Origin of the sequence: Micromonospora hortensis (genome assembly GCF_022230935.1) — a bacterium.
In the GTDB taxonomy this organism is placed as follows: Bacteria; Actinomycetota; Actinomycetes; order Mycobacteriales; family Micromonosporaceae; genus Micromonospora; species Micromonospora hortensis.
On the sequence record NZ_JAKKFE010000071.1, the window covers coordinates 190,996 to 204,776 of the forward strand.

A 13,781-nucleotide genomic window follows, 5' to 3' on the forward strand; every position below is an offset into this window, starting at 1 on the left:
GGGCATCAGCCCCGGGCCTACGGCGAAGAGCAATACCTAATCGGTGCAGGAGTTCCCGGCCGACGGCCGGGACGCGGTCGCCCTTACCAGGAAGCCTTGGACACGCCCGGCAGCTCACCGCGGTGAGCCATCTCCCGGATGCAGACCCGGCAGAGCCCGAACTTGCGGTAGACCGCCTTCGGACGCCCGCACCGCTGGCAGCGGGTGTACGCGCGAACCGAGAACTTCGGCTTCGCGGCCGCCTTGATGATCAGCGCCTTCTTGGCCATCTCAGTTCTCCTTGAACGGGAAGCCCAGGAGCTTGAGCAGCGCCCGGCCCTCGTCGTCGGTCGTGGCGGTCGTGACCACCGTGATGTCCATGCCCCGCTGGCGATCGATCCGGTCCTGGTCGATCTCGTGGAACACCGACTGCTCGGTCAGACCGAACGTGTAGTTGCCGTGCCCGTCCAGCTTGCGCCCGTCCAGGCCGCGGAAGTCGCGGATACGCGGCAGCGCGATGGAGAGCAGCCGGTCCATGAACTCCCACATCCGGTCGCCGCGAAGGGTGACCTTCGCGCCGATCGGCATGCCCTCGCGGAGCTTGAACTGCGCGATGGACTTGGTCGCCCGCCGCACCTGCGGCTTCTGGCCGGTGATCGTGGCGAGGTCGCGGACCGCGCCGTCGATCAGCTTGGCGTCGCGAGCAGCCTCGCCGACACCCATGTTGACGACGATCTTGACCAGCCGCGGCACCTGCATGGGGTTGCCGTAGCTGCGCTGCTCACGCAGCTGCGCCACGATCTCGTTGCGGTACCGCTCCTTGAGGCGCGGCAGGGTCTTTTCGGTAGCCGTGGTCATCACAGGTCCTTACCGGTGCTACGCGCGATGCGGACCTTCTGGCCGTTGTCGTCGATCCGGTAACCGACGCGGGTCGGCTTGCCGTCGGAGTCCAGGACCTGCACGTTCGAGACGTGGATCGGGGCCTCCTGAGTGACGATGCCGCCGGTCTTGGCGCCACGCTGGGTCGTGCTGATGCGGGTGTGCTTCTTGACCCGGTTCACGCCCTCGACCAGGACCTTGTCCTGCCGCGGGTAGGCCTGAATGACCTTGCCCTTGGCACCCTTGTCCTTGCCGGCGATGACGACGACCGTGTCGCCCTTCTTGACCTTCACGGTCACAACACCTCCGGCGCGAGGGAAATAATCTTCATGAACCGCTTGTCCCGCAGCTCCCGGCCCACCGGGCCGAAGATACGGGTTCCACGCGGGTCCCCGCCGTCCTTGATGATGACGGCGGCGTTCTCGTCGAAGCGGATGTACGAGCCGTCCGGACGCCGCCTCTCCTTGGCCGTGCGAACGACGACAGCCTTGACGACGTCGCCCTTCTTCACACCGGCACCCGGGATCGCGTCCTTGACCGTGGCCACGATGACGTCGCCGATACTCGCGTAGCGCCGACCCGAGCCGCCGAGAACCCGGATGCACAGGATCTCCCGAGCACCCGTGTTGTCGGCGACGCGCAGTCGCGACTCCTGCTGAATCACGTCTATCTCCTATGTCTGCCGGTTCTCCGGCCGCCGTAGCGGCCGGAGCCTGGCGGAACCTACGCCCGACGCAACGCCGGGCGAGCTCGAGCCTTCGCTACTTGGCCTTTTCCAGGATCTCCACGATCCGCCAACGCTTGGTGGCGCTCAGCGGCCGGGTCTCCATGATGAGAACCCGGTCACCGGTGCCAGCGGCGTTCTGCTCGTCGTGCACCTTCAGCTTGGCCGTACGGCGCATGATCTTGCCGTACAACGCGTGCCGAACCCGGTCCTCGACCTCGACAACGACGGTCTTGTCCATCTTGTCGCTGATCACCAGGCCCTCGCGGACCTTGCGGCGCGACCGCGCGGCGGCGGTGGCGGTCTCTTCGGTCATGATGCAGTCACCTCAGTCGGCGCGGCCGAGAGCCCCAGCTCGCGCTCACGCATGATCGTGTAGATCCGGGCGATCTCCCGACGGATGACCTGCAGCCGCCGGTTGTTGTCGAGCTGCCCGGTTGCGGCCTGCACGCGGAGGTTGAACAGCTCCGCCTTGGCCTCCCGCAGCTTCGTGACCAGCTCCTCTTCGGAGAGCTCACGCAGCTCGGTCGCCTTAACGCCCGCTGCCATCAGGATTCACCCACTTCGCGCGTAACAATGCGGCACTTCATCGGGAGCTTGTGGATCGCGCGACGCATGGCCTCTCGCGCGGTCTGCTCGTTGGGGAAGGACATCTCGAAGAGAACCCGCCCCGGCTTGACGTTGGCGACCCACCACTCGGGCGAACCCTTACCGGAACCCATCCGGGTCTCGGCAGGCTTCTTGGTGAGGGCCTGGTCCGGGAAGATCGTGATCCAGACCTTGCCACCACGCTTGATGTGGCGAGTCATCGCGATACGTGCCGACTCGATCTGCCGGTTCGTCACGTACGCCGGCTCGAGAGCCTGGATCCCGAACTCGCCGAACACCACCCGGTTACCACCCTTGGACGCGCCACTGCGGTCCGGGTGGTGCGGCTTGCGGAAGCCCTTCGGGGGCTTGCGCGGCATCAGCATCTGTCAGCCCTCCTGCTGCGTTTCTGCCGGAGCAGCAGTGGCGGCGACAGCTGCGCTGTCGACCGGCTCGCCGCTCGGCGTCTCGGCCTGCTGCGCGATGGTGGTCGCAGCAGCCCGACCGGCCTCGGTGCCACCAGCCGTGGTGCCGGACGAACCCGACCGGCCACGGCGCGGACGCTCGGGACGGTCGCCGCGCTCACCACGACGCGGGCGGGACGGACCGGCCTCGGCCGGAGCTTCCCGGCCCGGGACGGCGTCGCCCTTGTAGATCCAGACCTTCACACCGATCCGACCGAACGTGGTACGGGCCTCGAAGAAGCCGTACTCGATGTTGGCCCGCAGCGTGTGCAGCGGAACCCGGCCCTCACGGTAGAACTCGGTCCGGCTCATCTCGGCGCCGCCGAGGCGACCCGAGACCTGAACCCGGATGCCCTTGCAGACCGGGTTCTTCATCGCCGACTGCATGGCCTTGCGCATCGCCCGACGGAAGCTGACCCGGCTGGACAGCTGCTCGGCCACGCCCTGCGCGACCAGCTGAGCGTCCGACTCGGGGTTCTTCACCTCGATGATGTTCAGCTGAACCTGCTTGCCGGTGAGCTTCTCAAGCTCGCCGCGGATCCGGTCGGCCTCCGCACCCTTACGGCCGATGACGATGCCCGGCCGGGCGGTGTGGATGTCGACCCGGACCCGGTCGCGGGTGCGCTCGATGTCGACCTTGGAAATCCCGGCACGCTCGAGGCCCTTGGACATCATGCGGCGGATCTTGACATCCTCGCCGATGTAGTCCTTGTAGAGCTTGTCCGCGAACCAGCGGGACTTCCAGTCGGTCGAGATGCCGAGCCGGAACCCAGTGGGGTGAACCTTCTGACCCATTACTCGGCGTCCTCCGTCTTGCTCTGCGCTTCGGCCGGTGCGGCCTCCGTGGCCGGGGCGGCCTTCTTCGCCGCGGCCTTCCTCGGCGCTGCCGGCGCGACCGCTTCGACCGCCACAGTGATGTGGCAGGTGCGCTTGCGGATTCGGTACGCCCGACCCTGCGCCCGCGGCTGGAACCGCTTCATCGTCGGGCCCTCGTCCACGAAGGCCTCGCTGACGAGCAGCGCGTCGGGGTCCAGCCGCTCGTTGTTCTCCGCGTTGGCGATCGCGCTAGCGAGCACCTTGTACACCTGCTCGCTCGCAGCCTGCGGCGCGAACTGCAGCACCGTGAGCGCCTCCTTCGCGGGCAGGCCGCGGACGAGGTTGACCACCCGGCGCGCCTTCATCGGCGAGATGCGCACGTGCCGCGCAACCGCCCGCGCGCCCGGAAGCACCGGAGCGTCGCCCTTTCCTGGCATCGCTGTAACCCCTTGTTCCCTCTATCCGTATGCCCGCGGCGTCAGCGCCGACGGCTCTTCCGGTCGTCCTTCTCGTGACCCTTGAAAGTGCGGGTCAGCGCGAACTCGCCGAGCTTGTGCCCGACCATCGCCTCGGTCACGAACACCGGGACGTGCTTGCGTCCGTCATGCACGGCGATCGTGTGCCCCAGCATCTCGGGGATGATCGTCGAGCGCCGCGACCAGGTCTTGATCACGTTCTTGGAGCCCTTGTCGTTCTGAACTTCCACCTTCTTGAGCAGGTGGTCGTCTACGAACGGGCCCTTCTTCAGGCTGCGAGGCATGTCTTATCTCCCTCAGCCGCGCTTACGCGTGGCGTAGCGGCGGCGGACGATCAGCCGGTCACTCGGCTGGCCCTTACGGCGGGTGCGGCCCTCGGGCTTACCCTGCGGGTTGACCGGGTGGCGACCACCGGAGGTCTTACCCTCACCACCACCGTGCGGGTGGTCGACCGGGTTCATGGCGACACCACGGACGGTCGGGCGCTTGCCCTTCCACCGCATCCGGCCGGCCTTGCCCCAGTTGATGTTCGACTGATCGGCGTTGCCGATCTCGCCGACGCTGGCGCGGCAGCGAACGTCCACCCGCCGGATCTCGCCGGACGGCATACGCAGGGTCGCGTACGCGCCCTCGCGGCCGAGCAGCTGGATGCCGACGCCGGCGGAACGGGCCAGCTTGGCCCCGCCACCCGGACGCAGCTCCACGTTGTGGATCGTGGTACCGACCGGGATGTTGCGCAGCGGCAGGTTGTTACCCGGCTTGATGTCGGCGCCCGGGCCGGACTCGACGCGGTCGCCCTGCTTCATGTCCTTCGGCGCGAGGATGTACCGCTTCTCGCCGTCGGCGTAGTGCAGCAGCGCGATGCGCGCCGTGCGGTTCGGGTCGTACTCGATGTGAGCGACCTTCGCCGGCACGCCGTCCTTGTCGACCCGCTTGAAGTCGATCAGACGGTACTGACGCTTGTGACCGCCACCGTGGTGCCGCGTGGTGATCCGGCCGTGGGCGTTACGCCCGCCCTTCTTCGGCAACGGAGCCAGCAGCGACTTTTCCGGCGTGGACCGGGTGATCTCGGCGAAGTCAGCGACACTCGAGCCACGTCGGCCCGGCGTCGTCGGCTTGTACTTACGGATAGCCATTGTCTACACCCCTCAGCTGACCGGGCCGCCGAAGGCCTCGATGCGGTCACCGTCAGCCAGCTTCACGATCGCCCGCTTGGTCGCCTTGCGCTGACCGAAACCGGTCTTGGTGCGCTTGCGCTTACCCTGGCGGTTGAGCGTGTTGACCGTCAGGACGCGGACGTTGAAGATCTGCTGGATAGCGATCTTGATCTCGGTCTTGTTCGCGTCCGGGTGCACCAGGAAGGTGTACCAGTTCCGGTTCAGCTCGCTGTAGCTCTTCTCCGAGACGACCGGCGCCACGATGATGTCGCGCGGGTCGGCGATCGTGCTCACTTGCCACCCTCCTCGGTGGTCTCGGCGGGCACGCCCAGGAACTCGTCCAGGGCGTCCTTGGTGAAGACCACGTCGTCGGCCACGAGCACGTCGTACGTGTTCAGCTGGCCGGACTCGATCAGGTGCACGCGCGGCTCGTTGCGCAGCGACACCCAGTTCAGCTCGTCGGTGCTGCTCAGCACGACCAGGACCCGACGGGCCTCGGTGAGCTTGGTCAGCGTGGCCAGGGCCGCCTTGGTAGACGGCTTCTCGCCCGAGACGAACGCCTCGACGACGTGCACCTGCCCGGCGCGGGCCCGGTCGGAGAGGGCACCCCGCAGAGCGGCGGCCTTCATCTTCTTCGGGGTCCGCTGGCTGTAGTCGCGCGGCACGGGACCGTGCACGACGCCACCGCCGGCGAACTGCGGCGCGCGGATCGAGCCCTGCCGGGCGCGACCGGTGCCCTTCTGCTTGTACGGCTTCTTGCCGCCACCGGCGACCTCGCCGCGGGTCTTGGCCTTGTGCGTGCCCTGTCGGGCCGCCGCGAGCTGGGCCACCACGACCTGGTGCATCAGCGCGACGTTGGCCTGCACGTCGAAGATGTCCTCCGGCAGCTCCACGGAGCCGCTGGTGGTGCCTTCGACGGTGCGCACGTCAACGGTGGTCACTTGGCCGCACCGCCCTTCTTCACCTTGCTCTTGGCCGCGGTACGGACCAGAACGAGCGCGCCCTTGGGACCAGGAATGGCACCCCGGACGAGCAGCAGGTTGTTCTCGGTGTCGACCGCCTGGACGGTGAGGTTCTGCACGGTGTACCGAACGCCACCCATACGGCCGGCCATCCGGGTGCCCTTGAAGACACGACCCGGAGTGGCGCAGGCGCCGATGGAGCCGGGCGAGCGGTGCTTGCGCTCGACGCCGTGGCCGGCGCCCAGGCCGTGGAAGCCGTGCCGCTTCATCGGGCCGGCGTAGCCCTTGCCCTTGGTCTTGCCGGTGACGTCGATGGTGACGCCGGCCGGGAACTCCTCGACAGTGACTTCCTGGCCGAGCGAGTATTCCCCAGCGTCAGTGGTGCGCAGCTCGACGATGTGCCGGCGCGGCGCCACGTCCGCCTTGGCGTAGTGCCCGCTGATCGGCTTCTTGACCTTGCGCGGGTCGATGGTGCCGTACGCGAGCTGGACCGCGGAGTAACCGTCCTTCTCGGCGCTACGAACCTGGCTGATGACGCACGGGCCGGCCTCGACCACGGTCACGGGAACAACACGGTTGTTCTCCCAGACCTGGGTCATGCCGAGCTTGGCGCCCAGGATCCCCTTGACTTGCCTGTCCATTTGTCCGGTCCCTACAGCTTGATCTCGATGTCGACGCCAGCCGGCAGGTCGAGGCGCATGAGCGAGTCGACCGTCTTCGGGGTCGGGTCGATGATGTCGATCAGCCGCTTGTGCGTGCGCATCTCGAAGTGCTCGCGCGAGTCCTTGTACTTGTGCGGCGAGCGGATAACGCAGAAACGGTTGATCTCCGTGGGCAGCGGCACCGGGCCCGCGACCTGCGCCCCGGTGCGCGTCACCGTCTCGACGATCTTCCGAGCCGAGGAGTCGACGACCTCGTGGTCATAGGCCTTGAGCCGGATGCGGATCTTCTGTCCCGCCATGGTGGCTTCTGTTCCTTCTCTCGATGCCGCTGTGTTGCGGGCGCCTGTACCGGCTGGCACAGGCCCACTTCGCCGACCCCCGCGGTCGGGCGTGTCGCGCCCTCGGGCCGAGCTCCGCCCCTAGGTACCGGAGTGGTGCCGACCGCACGGGGGGTCAAGGCGCCGATCGCATTACCGCGACCTGAACGCCGTGCGAGGGTGGTTGGCGACTGGGCCGCCAACCACCCTACGCTCGACTGCCTCGCCACCCGGAGGTTCAGCGAAAGCCGAACACAGGCGACGAACTGTCGTTACGCAACCTGACTAGTATGCCGCACGACCGGCGGCGGGTCTAATCGGGGTTACCTAGTTCACTTGTTAATCTTGGTGACGAACCCGGCGCCGACGGTGCGGCCACCCTCGCGGATCGCGAACTTGAGGTTCTCCTCCATGGCGATGGGCTGGATCAGCTTCACCGACATGGACGTGTTGTCACCCGGCATGACCATCTCGGTGCCCTCGGGGAGGGTGACGACACCGGTGACGTCAGTGGTCCGGAAGTAGAACTGCGGGCGGTAGTTCTGGAAGAACGGGGTGTGACGGCCACCCTCCTCCTTGGAGAGGATGTAGACCGTCGCCTCGAACTCCGTGTGCGGGGTGTTCGAGCCCGGCTTCACGACGACCATGCCGCGCTCGACCTCGTCGCGCTTGGTACCACGCAGCAGCAGACCGACGTTCTCGCCTGCGCGGGCGTCGTCCAGGGTCTTCCGGAACATCTCGATCGCGGTGACCTTGGTCTTGAAGCTCTTCTCCTTGATACCGACGAGCTCGACATCCTCGTTCGGCAGGAGAACGCCGCGCTCCACGCGACCGGTGACGACGGTGCCACGACCGGTGATCGTGAAGACGTCCTCAACCGGCATCAGGAACGGCTTGTCAACCTCGCGCTCCGGCTGCGGGATCGAGGTGTCGACAGCGGTCATCAGGTCCAGCAGCTTGCCGGTCCACTCGGGGTCACCCTCGAGGGCCTTCAGCGCCGAAACCCGAACGACCGGCAGGTCGTCACCCGGGTACTCCTGCGAGGAGAGCAGCTCACGGACCTCGAGCTCGACGAGCTCCAGGAGCTCCTCGTCATCGACCATGTCGCTCTTGTTGAGCGCCACGACGATGTACGGCACACCGACCTGACGGGCCAGCAGCACGTGCTCGCGGGTCTGCGGCATCGGGCCGTCGGTCGCCGCGACCACCAGGATCGCGCCGTCCATCTGCGCGGCACCGGTGATCATGTTCTTGATGTAGTCGGCGTGCCCAGGGCAGTCGACGTGCGCGTAGTGCCGCGACTCGGTCTGGTACTCGACGTGCGCGATCGAGATCGTGATGCCGCGGGCCTTCTCCTCCGGCGCCTTGTCGATCTCGTCGAACGGCGTGTAGGGGTTCAGGTCCGGGTACTGGTCGTGCAGGACCTTGGTGATGGCCGCCGTCAGCGTCGTCTTACCGTGGTCGATGTGACCAATGGTGCCGATGTTGACGTGCGGCTTAGTCCGCTCGAACTTAGCCTTCGCCACTGGTGTCCTCCTGTGGACTTCTTGGTTCGTACGCCCGGCGCGCCGGTCGGCGCTTAGGACTCTGTCGACAGCCTTTCCGGCCTGACGGCCGGAGAGCCTTTGTGGGTTCTGCGGCGATGAAGCCTACAGGCCCGGTCTCACGCGATCCGATCGTGGTGGCCGCGGGCGGGTGAACCCTCCCGCGACCAACCACGAATCACCAGCTCAGAGCGCTACTCGCCCGTTGCCTTGGCGATGATCTCCTTCGCGACGCTCTGCGGAACCTCGGCGTAGGAGTCGAACTGCATGCTGTAGCTAGCCCGGCCCTGGGTCTTCGACCGCAGGTCGCCGACGTAGCCGAACATCTCCGACAACGGCACCAGGGCCCGGACGATGCGGGCGCCGCTGCGCTCCTCCATCGCCTGGATGATGCCGCGGCGGGAGTTGAGGTCACCGATGACGTCACCCATGTTCTCCTCAGGAGTGGTGACTTCAACGGCCATCATCGGCTCGAGCAGTGCCGGATCGGCCTTGCGGGCCGCGTCCTTCATCACCATCGAGCCGGCGATCTTGAATGCCATTTCCGACGAGTCGACCTCGTGGTACTGGCCGTCCAGCAGGGTCAGCTTCACGCCGACCAGCGGGAAGCCCGCCAGGATGCCGTACTGCAGCGCGTCCTGCGCACCGGCGTCCACCGAGGGGATGAACTCCCGGGGGATGCGGCCGCCGCTGACGGCGTTCGCGAACTCGTAGGTCGGCGAGTCGTTGTCCAGCGGAAGCGGCTCGACGCTCACGATCACGCGGGCGTACTGGCCGGAACCACCGGTCTGCTTCTTGTGGGTGTACTCGACCTTGTCCACCTTGCGGCGGATGGTCTCGCGGTACGCCACCTGCGGCTTGCCGACGTTCGCCTCGACGTTGAACTCGCGGCGCATCCGGTCGACCAGGATGTCCAGGTGCAGCTCACCCATGCCGGAGATGACCGTCTGACCGGTCTCCTCGTCCAGCTGGACGCGGAAGGTCGGGTCCTCCTCGGCCAGGCGCTGGATGGCAGTGCCCAGCTTCTCCTGGTCGGACTTGGTCTTCGGCTCGATCGCCACCGAGATGACCGGCTCCGGGAAGGTCATGGACTCCAGGATGACCGGGTTCGCCGGGTCGGAGAGAGTGTCGCCGGTGGTGGTCTGCTTGAGACCCTGCACGGCGATGATGTCGCCGGCCTGCGCCGACGGACGCTCTTCCCGCTTGTTGGCGTGCATCTGGTAGATCTTGCCGATCCGCTCCTTGCGGTCCTTGGTGGAGTTGACCACCTGGGAACCGGAATCGAGCGTGCCGGAGTAGACCCGCACGTAGGTGAGCTTGCCCAGGTGCTTGTCCGTCTGGATCTTGAAGGCCAGGCCGGAGAAGGGCTCCGTGTTGGACGGCTTACGCAGCAGCGGGGTCTCGCCGTCGGTGGCCGTACCCTCGATCGCCGGAACGTCCAGCGGCGACGGCAGGAAGTCGACCACGGCGTCGAGCATGGGCTGAACGCCCTTGTTCTTGAACGCCGAGCCGCAGAGCACCGGGTTGGCCTTGCCGGCGATGGTGGCACGCCGGATGGCGGCCTTGATCTCCGCGTCGGGGATCTCCTCGCCCTCCAGGTACTTCTCCATCACCGCGTCGTCGACGTCGGCGAGGGTCTCCATCAGCTTCTCGCGCCACTCGGCCGCGGAGTCGGCCAGCTCGGCCGGGATCTCCTCAACCGCGTAGTCCTCACCCTTCTGGGTCTCCCCGCGCCAGGTGAGCGCGCGCATGCCGATCAGGTCGACGACACCGATGTGGTCACCCTCGAGCCCGATCGGGATCTGGAGCACCAGCGGGGTGGCGTTCAACCGGTCGATCATCATCTGCACGCAGCGGAAGAAGTCGGCGCCGGTCCGGTCGAGCTTGTTGACGAAGCACATACGCGGGACGTTGTACTTGTCGGCCTGCCGCCAGACGTTCTCCGTCTGCGGTTCCACGCCGGCGACACCGTCGTAAACCGCTACCGCACCATCCAGGACCCGCAGCGACCGCTCGACCTCGACCGTGAAGTCGACGTGGCCAGGCGTGTCGATGATCTGGATCGTGTGGTCTTTCCACTCACACTTGGTAGCAGCGGAGGTGATGGTGATACCACGCTCCTGCTCCTGCTCCATCCAGTCCATGACGGCAGCGCCCTCGTGGACCTCACCGATCTTGTACGTGATGCCGGTGTAGAACAGGATTCGCTCGGTGGTCGTGGTCTTACCGGCATCGATGTGCGCCATGATGCCGATGTTGCGTACCTTGGCGAGCGCGTCTGCGGCGGCCACTTCAATCCCTACTTATCGTCGTCTCGACTCAACTGGTGGCGGTTCCGGCGCCCGGAGGCGCCGGAACCAGGGTGTTACCAGCGGTAGTGCGCGAAGGCCTTGTTCGACTCGGCCATCTTGTGCGTGTCCTCGCGCCGCTTGACGGCGGCACCGAGGCCGTTGCTCGCGTCCAGCAGCTCGTTCATCAGCCGCTCGACCATGGTCTTCTCGCGCCGGGCGCGGGAGTACGTGACCAGCCAGCGCAGGCCCAGGGTGGTCGCCCGGGTCGGGCGGACCTCGACCGGAACCTGGTAGGTGGCGCCACCGACACGACGGCTGCGCACCTCGAGGGTCGGCTTGACGTTGTCCATCGCCCGCTTGAGGGTGACGACCGGGTCGGTGCCGGACTTCTCGCGGCAGCCCTCGAGGGCCGCGTACACGATGGACTCGGCGAGCTGACGCTTGCCGCGGAGCAGGATCTTGTTCACCAGCTGGGTGACCAGCGGCGAGTTGTACACCGGGTCAGCGACCAGTGGCCGCCGCGGAGCGGGTCCCTTACGCGGCATGTCAGCTCTTCTCCTTCTTCGCGCCGTAACGGCTGCGCGCCTGCTTGCGGTTGCGGACACCCTGGGTGTCCAGCGAGCCGCGAACGATCTTGTAACGCACGCCGGGGAGGTCCTTCACCCGACCGCCGCGAACGAGCACGATCGAGTGCTCCTGCAGGTTGTGACCGACGCCGGGGATGTAGGCGGTCACCTCGATCTGGCTGCTGAGCTTCACGCGAGCGACCTTGCGCAGCGCCGAGTTCGGCTTCTTCGGGGTGGTGGTGTACACGCGGGTGCACACGCCGCGCCGCTGAGGGGAACCCTTCAGCGCCGGGGTCTTGGTCTTGGTCGTCTTCGCCTGGCGGCCCTTTCGGACCAGCTGCTGGATCGTGGGCACCGGGTTTCTCCGCTCCCTTCGGCCGCATCCGCGGCCGCGCCGTCTGCTCGTTAGCCGGCCTGATGACCGGCTCTCCTACATTCCGACCAGGGTCGCCTTGCGGAGACCCCGGCACCCGCGGTCGGGCGTGTCGCCCTCGTCACGGCCCCGTTGCGACGCTCTCGCGTTCGTACCGGGTTTTGTCACCGGCGCGCGGGTCGCCCCGCCCCGGATCTTTGGCTTGTCGTGCCGCCGTCCGTAAGCCGGAAACAGCGCACGCACGAGTTGCCCGGGCATGCCCGGGCACAAGGGGAAAGAGTACCTACCACAACCGCCCAGGTCAAAACGGAATGGCCCGGCGACTGTCTCACACCCGCCGGCCGGATCTCGTCCTGCCCCGTCGCCCGCGATGGGCACCTACGAATACAAGTGTACCGGCTTCCCCGTAGAAGCACCCATCGCCCCCGGGGTGACCGGAAGCCTTCCGCGGAAAACCCCCGTCAGGTGCCGGATCTCTCGGTGACGACCCTCACGTCAGCGTGAGAAGCAGGGCAAGACCCAGGCCCAGCAGGCTGAGCAGCGCCCCCGCCGCGCCGCAGCTGATCCCGGCCATCGCCAGCCCGCGGCCGGTGAACTGGACCGCGGATGGCACCGTCGGCCGCCGGATCTGCCGCCGGCCGAGCAGCCCGATGACGACCGCCGCCCCGCCGGCCAGCACACCCAGCGCAGCGAACGCCCCGGAGGCCCAGGCCCCGCCGTCGTTCTTGAAGGCCACTCCGAAGCAGATCACCAGCAGTGAGACCAGGAGTGAGGCGATCCCCGCCACCAGCGCCCCGATGGCCAGCCCGGACGTGACCGGTGGCACGTCCAGGTGCACGACGCCGAACGGCGTACCCGAAACGGCCTCCACCCGCTTCGGCGGCCGGCGCTGGTCGTCGGTGGGCGGCGGTACCGGACGACCCGGCGTGCCACCCCACCCGGGGCCGTGCCCCGGCGGCGGCGGACCCCAGCCGGGCGCCGCCCCGGGCCCGGACGACGGCGGGCCCCAGCCGTACGACGCAGCCGGCCCAGACGAGGACGGACCCCACCCCGGCGGCGCAGACGACGACGGACCCCACCCAGCCGGCACACTCGGCGCGGACGAGGACGGACCCCAGCCGTACGGCGCTCCCGATCCAGCCGTCGGCGGGCCCCAGCCGGGCGGCACACCCGGCCCGGAGGTGGGCGGGCCCCAGCCCTGCGGCGTCGAGGTCGGTGCGCTGGAGACCGGGTACGGCTGGTCGGAGCCGGGCGTCGCGGTCGTGCCCCAGCCGTTCGGACCCCAACCGGGGGGCGGCGCAGCAGGAGGCGGCGGGCTCGGGATGGACACCGGTGGGTGCGTCTCGCCGCTCGGACCGGGTCGCGCCCAGTCGCTCGGCTCGGATGGCGGAGCCGGCGGGTCCGGCGGGCCGGCCGGTTCGTCCGCAGGGGGCCGCGCCGGTTCCGTCACGAGGTCCTCCTGTCGAAAGGCCGCCACCGCCACACGGCGGACATCGGCCAGGCTACCGCCGCGAGCGCCGCCGCCCGCGCCGGGCGCGGTCACCGGTGGCTCAGTCCATGTTCGCCGGGTAGTCGTGGCCGAACGGGGCACCGGCCAACCGGACCACCCCGATGACCACCGCGGCCACCACACTGACCGCGACCAGCACCAGGCCGGTCCAGGCCATCCACTCCCCGCGTCGCAGCCAGACGGCGCCGGTCAGGAAACCCCCCGAGGCGTACGCCTCCCGACGCGCCTGCCGGGCCAGTTGCAGCGCCACGGTGGCCGGCACCACGCCACCGATGAACAGCCCGGTCAACATGCCGAGCAGGCCCAGCGCGAAGACCGCCCGCGCCTTCGTGGCGCGGGCCGGGTCCGGGTCCAGCGGGTGGCGCACGCCCTGTTGGGCGACGGACACCTGCCCGGGTGCGGTCGTCATCCCCCCATCATGCCGAACCAGGCCCAGGGGTGGGTGGGCACGGACACGACGAGGCCCCCGGCTT

At 68.1% G+C, this 13,781-nt stretch carries 21 protein-coding genes; all 21 read right to left on the reverse strand.

Going from position 1 to position 13,781, the window contains the following annotated elements; genetic code table 11:
* Positions 1 to 83 precede the first annotated feature (83 nt).
* Positions 84 to 269, reverse strand: a complete 186-nt coding sequence (locus NIE111_RS31535; RefSeq protein ID WP_007465272.1) for a type Z 30S ribosomal protein S14 — start codon at positions 267 to 269, stop codon at positions 84 to 86.
* A gap of 1 nt (position 270) precedes the next feature.
* The gene (gene rplE / locus NIE111_RS31540; protein WP_091402385.1) at positions 271 to 837 is read right to left on the reverse strand and encodes a 50S ribosomal protein L5; all 567 of its coding nucleotides are present in this window, start codon (positions 835 to 837) and stop codon (positions 271 to 273) included.
* On the reverse strand, positions 837 to 1,157 hold the full coding sequence (rplX, locus tag NIE111_RS31545) for a 50S ribosomal protein L24 (protein ID WP_172899047.1): 321 nt from the start codon (positions 1,155 to 1,157) through the stop codon (positions 837 to 839). The genes rplE and rplX overlap by 1 nt, the downstream gene beginning before the upstream one ends.
* The gene (gene rplN / locus NIE111_RS31550; RefSeq protein WP_007465279.1) at positions 1,154 to 1,522 is read right to left on the reverse strand and encodes a 50S ribosomal protein L14; all 369 of its coding nucleotides are present in this window, start codon (positions 1,520 to 1,522) and stop codon (positions 1,154 to 1,156) included. Before rplN ends, rplX begins: the two co-directional genes overlap by 4 nt.
* A 97-nt stretch (positions 1,523 to 1,619) precedes the next feature.
* Positions 1,620 to 1,898 carry a 30S ribosomal protein S17 gene (rpsQ, locus tag NIE111_RS31555; protein ID WP_030489590.1) on the reverse strand — a complete coding sequence of 93 codons (279 nt, stop codon included), beginning with the start codon at positions 1,896 to 1,898 and terminating at the stop codon, positions 1,620 to 1,622.
* Complete coding sequence (gene rpmC, locus NIE111_RS31560; RefSeq protein ID WP_007465283.1) at positions 1,895 to 2,131, reverse strand: 50S ribosomal protein L29; 237 nt, start codon at positions 2,129 to 2,131, stop codon at positions 1,895 to 1,897. Before rpmC ends, rpsQ begins: the two co-directional genes overlap by 4 nt.
* Complete coding sequence (rplP, locus tag NIE111_RS31565) at positions 2,131 to 2,556, reverse strand: 50S ribosomal protein L16 (RefSeq protein ID WP_053653940.1); 426 nt, start codon at positions 2,554 to 2,556, stop codon at positions 2,131 to 2,133. The genes rpmC and rplP overlap by 1 nt, the downstream gene beginning before the upstream one ends.
* A gap of 3 nt (positions 2,557 to 2,559) precedes the next feature.
* Complete coding sequence (rpsC, locus tag NIE111_RS31570; RefSeq protein ID WP_091402401.1) at positions 2,560 to 3,429, reverse strand: 30S ribosomal protein S3; 870 nt, start codon at positions 3,427 to 3,429, stop codon at positions 2,560 to 2,562.
* Entirely contained in the window at positions 3,429 to 3,887 is a 459-nt protein-coding gene (gene rplV / locus NIE111_RS31575; RefSeq protein ID WP_007465297.1) for a 50S ribosomal protein L22, read from the reverse strand. The genes rpsC and rplV overlap by 1 nt, the downstream gene beginning before the upstream one ends.
* 41 nt (positions 3,888 to 3,928) lie before the next feature.
* Positions 3,929 to 4,210, reverse strand: a complete 282-nt coding sequence (rpsS, locus tag NIE111_RS31580; RefSeq protein ID WP_007465299.1) for a 30S ribosomal protein S19 — start codon at positions 4,208 to 4,210, stop codon at positions 3,929 to 3,931.
* Positions 4,211 to 4,222: 12 nt separating this feature from the next.
* Positions 4,223 to 5,062, reverse strand: a complete 840-nt coding sequence (rplB, locus tag NIE111_RS31585; protein WP_053653944.1) for a 50S ribosomal protein L2 — start codon at positions 5,060 to 5,062, stop codon at positions 4,223 to 4,225.
* 12 nt (positions 5,063 to 5,074) lie between these two features.
* Positions 5,075 to 5,377 carry a 50S ribosomal protein L23 gene (gene rplW, locus NIE111_RS31590; RefSeq protein WP_007465304.1) on the reverse strand — a complete coding sequence of 101 codons (303 nt, stop codon included), beginning with the start codon at positions 5,375 to 5,377 and terminating at the stop codon, positions 5,075 to 5,077.
* Entirely contained in the window at positions 5,374 to 6,024 is a 651-nt protein-coding gene (rplD, locus tag NIE111_RS31595) for a 50S ribosomal protein L4 (RefSeq protein WP_030489587.1), read from the reverse strand. The genes rplW and rplD overlap by 4 nt, the downstream gene beginning before the upstream one ends.
* Positions 6,021 to 6,686 (reverse strand): 50S ribosomal protein L3, encoded by a 666-nt coding sequence (gene rplC, locus NIE111_RS31600; protein ID WP_091402403.1) that lies wholly within the window; start codon positions 6,684 to 6,686, stop codon positions 6,021 to 6,023. Before rplC ends, rplD begins: the two co-directional genes overlap by 4 nt.
* 11 nt (positions 6,687 to 6,697) lie before the next feature.
* Positions 6,698 to 7,006 carry a 30S ribosomal protein S10 gene (rpsJ, locus tag NIE111_RS31605; protein ID WP_007073037.1) on the reverse strand — a complete coding sequence of 103 codons (309 nt, stop codon included), beginning with the start codon at positions 7,004 to 7,006 and terminating at the stop codon, positions 6,698 to 6,700.
* A 350-nt stretch (positions 7,007 to 7,356) separates the two neighbouring features.
* The gene (gene tuf / locus NIE111_RS31610) at positions 7,357 to 8,550 is read right to left on the reverse strand and encodes an elongation factor Tu (RefSeq protein WP_030489585.1); all 1,194 of its coding nucleotides are present in this window, start codon (positions 8,548 to 8,550) and stop codon (positions 7,357 to 7,359) included.
* Between the two features lie 212 nt (positions 8,551 to 8,762).
* Complete coding sequence (gene fusA / locus NIE111_RS31615) at positions 8,763 to 10,859, reverse strand: elongation factor G (protein WP_266304404.1); 2,097 nt, start codon at positions 10,857 to 10,859, stop codon at positions 8,763 to 8,765.
* Between the two features lie 74 nt (positions 10,860 to 10,933).
* On the reverse strand, positions 10,934 to 11,404 hold the full coding sequence (rpsG, locus tag NIE111_RS31620) for a 30S ribosomal protein S7 (protein WP_007465317.1): 471 nt from the start codon (positions 11,402 to 11,404) through the stop codon (positions 10,934 to 10,936).
* A 1-nt stretch (position 11,405) separates the two neighbouring features.
* A complete protein-coding gene (rpsL, locus tag NIE111_RS31625; RefSeq protein ID WP_007465318.1) occupies positions 11,406 to 11,780 on the reverse strand; it encodes a 30S ribosomal protein S12 in 375 nt (124 codons plus the stop codon).
* 508 nt (positions 11,781 to 12,288) lie between these two features.
* Positions 12,289 to 12,669 (reverse strand): hypothetical protein, encoded by a 381-nt coding sequence (locus NIE111_RS31630; RefSeq protein ID WP_238687835.1) that lies wholly within the window; start codon positions 12,667 to 12,669, stop codon positions 12,289 to 12,291.
* Between the two features lie 679 nt (positions 12,670 to 13,348).
* Positions 13,349 to 13,717: a hypothetical protein gene (locus tag NIE111_RS31635; protein WP_238687836.1), complete on the reverse strand. Its 369-nt coding sequence runs from the start codon at positions 13,715 to 13,717 to the stop codon at positions 13,349 to 13,351.
* Between the last annotated feature and the right edge of the window lie 64 nt (positions 13,718 to 13,781).

Bases quoted from the DNA above. Each gene is read 5' to 3' on its own strand.
- NIE111_RS31535 (WP_007465272.1), bottom strand. From the start codon at position 269: ATGGCCAAGAAGGCGCTGATCATCAAGGCGGCCGCGAAGCCGAAGTTC.
- rplE (WP_091402385.1), bottom strand. From the start codon at position 837: ATGACCACGGCTACCGAAAAGACCCTGCCGCGCCTCAAGGAGCGGTAC.
- rpsQ (WP_030489590.1), bottom strand. From the start codon at position 1,898: ATGACCGAAGAGACCGCCACCGCCGCCGCGCGGTCGCGCCGCAAGGTC.
- rpmC (WP_007465283.1), bottom strand. From the start codon at position 2,131: ATGGCAGCGGGCGTTAAGGCGACCGAGCTGCGTGAGCTCTCCGAAGAG.
- rplP (WP_053653940.1), bottom strand. From the start codon at position 2,556: ATGCTGATGCCGCGCAAGCCCCCGAAGGGCTTCCGCAAGCCGCACCAC.
- rpsC (WP_091402401.1), bottom strand. From the start codon at position 3,429: ATGGGTCAGAAGGTTCACCCCACTGGGTTCCGGCTCGGCATCTCGACC.
- rplV (WP_007465297.1), bottom strand. From the start codon at position 3,887: ATGCCAGGAAAGGGCGACGCTCCGGTGCTTCCGGGCGCGCGGGCGGTT.
- rpsS (WP_007465299.1), bottom strand. From the start codon at position 4,210: ATGCCTCGCAGCCTGAAGAAGGGCCCGTTCGTAGACGACCACCTGCTC.
- rplB (WP_053653944.1), bottom strand. From the start codon at position 5,062: ATGGCTATCCGTAAGTACAAGCCGACGACGCCGGGCCGACGTGGCTCG.
- rplC (WP_091402403.1), bottom strand. From the start codon at position 6,686: ATGGACAGGCAAGTCAAGGGGATCCTGGGCGCCAAGCTCGGCATGACC.
- rpsJ (WP_007073037.1), bottom strand. From the start codon at position 7,006: ATGGCGGGACAGAAGATCCGCATCCGGCTCAAGGCCTATGACCACGAG.
- rpsG (WP_007465317.1), bottom strand. From the start codon at position 11,404: ATGCCGCGTAAGGGACCCGCTCCGCGGCGGCCACTGGTCGCTGACCCG.
- NIE111_RS31635 (WP_238687836.1), bottom strand. From the start codon at position 13,717: ATGACGACCGCACCCGGGCAGGTGTCCGTCGCCCAACAGGGCGTGCGC.